The organism is Novosphingobium sp. 11B (assembly GCF_054589055.1).
On the sequence record NZ_BAAILP010000004.1, the window covers coordinates 1 to 2,243 of the forward strand.

The following is a 2,243-nucleotide window of genomic DNA, read 5'->3' on the forward strand; positions in this document are numbered from 1 at the left end:
AGCGGGGTTTGGGTTTTCCTTCGCCTGTTTGCCCTCGATCCCGCTCAGCCTGAGCTTGTCGAAGGCCCCGCGTCCAAACACAAAAAGCCCCGGTGCATCGCTGCACCGGGGCTTTTTGGTTATCGGTCGAACCGCAAGGGAGGGATCAGTCCTCCTTGGCAGCGGCCTTCTTCTTAGCCGGCGCCTTCTTGGCGGGCTTGGCTTCGTCGGCCGGAGCCTCTTCAGCGTCGTCCTTCTTGGCGGCAGCCTTCTTGGCCGGAGCCTTCTTCGGCTTTTCCTCGGCGGCAGCTTCGTCAGCCGGAGCGGCTTCCGCTTCGTCCTTCTTGGCAGCCTTCTTGGCGGGAGCCTTCTTCGGCTTCGCCTCGGCAGCGGGCTTCTCGCCGTCGGCGTCGGCTTCGATCGCGGCCTGCAGCTCGTCGCGGGTCACTTCGCGCTCGGTGACTTCGGCCTTCTCGATGAGGAAGTCGACGACCTTGTCCTCATAGAGCGGAGCGCGCAGCTGGGCGGCCATCATCGGGTCCTGCTGGACGTATTCGAAGAAGCGCTGGCGATCTTCGGGGCGGTACTGCTGCGCAGCCTGCTGCATCAGCATGCCCATTTCCTGCTGGGTCACTTCGACGCCGTTGGCCTGGCCGATTTCCGAAAGGAGCAGGCCCAGACGCACGCGGCGCTCGGCGATCTTGCGGTAGTCGTCCTTCTCGGCTTCGATCTCTTCGAGCGCGGCGGCCGGGTCTTCCTCGTTCTGCGCTTCCTGGATCAGCTGCTGCCAGATCTGCGAGAATTCGGCTTCCACCATGGTCGGCGGCACGTCGAAGTCATGGCCGGCGGCCAGCTGGTCGAGCAGCGAGCGCTTCATGGCGGTGCGGGTCAGGCCGGCAGTTTCCTGCTCCAGCTGGCCGCGCAGCAGGCCGGTGAGCTGCTCCAGGCTCTCGAGGCCCAGTTCCTTGGCGAAGTCGTCGTCGAGCTTCGATTCGGCAGGCGCCTTCACTTCGTGCGCGACGATGTCGAAGGTGGTTTCCTTGCCGGCGAGGTTCTCGGCCGGGTAGTCCTCGGGGAAGGTCACGGTGATGGTGCGCTCGTCACCGGCCTTGATGCCCTTGAGCTGCTCTTCGAAGCCCGGGATGAAGCGATCAGCGCCGATCACCAGCGGGGCCTTCTCGGCCTTGCCGCCGTCAAACTCGACGCCGTCGAGCTTGCCGGTGAAGTCGATGATGACCTGATCGCCCTCGGCGGCCTCGCCGTCCTTGGTCTCGAAGCGCTGCTGCTGCTTGGCGATGTTCGCGACCGCTTCCGTAACGGCTTCATCCGAGACGGGCACGGTCAGCTTGTCGAGCTTCAGGCCGTCGAGCGAGGGCGCGGCGATGGTCGGCAGGATTTCGAGGCTGACGGTCAGCTCGGCGTCCTTGCCCTCTTCGTAGCCGTCGGTCAGCTTGACGTCGGGGTTCATCGCCGGGCGCAGGGCGTTGTCGGCCACCAGCTTGTCCATGGCTTCACGGATCGAGGTGTTCAGCGCTTCCTGGTGGATCGCCGGGCCGTGCAGCTTCTTGACGAGGTTCGCGGGAACCTTGCCGGCGCGGAAGCCGGGCATGCGTACCTGCGGGGCGATCTTCTTGACCTCACCCTCGACCTTGGAGGTGATGGTGGCGGCGGGGATGGTGACCGTGTAGGCGCGCTTCAGGCCTTCGTTGGTCGTTTCGACGATCTGCATTTCGATGCCTTCCTGTGCAATCCAAAGGGCCTCTCGGCCAGCATTACGCGGCATTCCCTCGCACAGGCGGCGGATTGGTGCGGGCGAAGGGACTCGAACCCCCACATCTTTCGATACTGGTACCTAAAACCAGCGCGTCTACCAATTCCGCCACGCCCGCATGAGTGTAGCCTGAAACTCAAGGGACGGGCCATTAATGGCAGCCGGAGAAAAGGGCAAGTGCGACGAGTCGCTATGCTGTCACGGAACGGATCGGCTGTGCGCCGGGTTATGTGTGCGAGGGGGCGAGAGGAGCGAGATCACCATGGCCACCCAGCCACCCGTCTACAGCCCCGGCGACACGCCCGCGGAAATCCCGACGCCCGGAAACGACCCCGGCGTTCCCGGCGGGCCGGATGAGACACCGCCGCAAGGGCCGGACTTCGACCAGCCCGATGAGGCGCCGGTGGAACTGCCGCCGCCGGATTGAGGCTCATTTCGTCATTGCGAGCGTAGCGAAGCAATCCAGGGCGGCGTAATGCTGCCCTGGATTGCT

At 64.7% G+C, this 2,243-nt stretch carries 2 protein-coding genes and 1 tRNA gene; 1 reads left to right on the forward strand and 2 read right to left on the reverse strand.

All coding sequences use genetic code 11. From position 1 onward, the window contains the following. Nucleotides 1-145: 145 nt before the first annotated feature. On the reverse strand, nucleotides 146-1,708 hold the full coding sequence (gene tig / locus ACYPYD_RS00270) for a trigger factor (protein WP_459661645.1): 1,563 nt from the start codon (nucleotides 1,706-1,708) through the stop codon (nucleotides 146-148). A gap of 75 nt (nucleotides 1,709-1,783) precedes the next feature. After that, nucleotides 1,784-1,868, reverse strand: a tRNA-Leu gene (locus ACYPYD_RS00275). Nucleotides 1,869-2,012: 144 nt separating this feature from the next. Between ACYPYD_RS00275 and ACYPYD_RS00280 the strand changes: the two genes are divergently transcribed. Then, the gene (locus tag ACYPYD_RS00280; RefSeq protein WP_172705199.1) at nucleotides 2,013-2,177 is read left to right on the forward strand and encodes a hypothetical protein; all 165 of its coding nucleotides are present in this window, start codon (nucleotides 2,013-2,015) and stop codon (nucleotides 2,175-2,177) included. The last annotated feature ends 66 nt before the right edge of the window (nucleotides 2,178-2,243 follow it).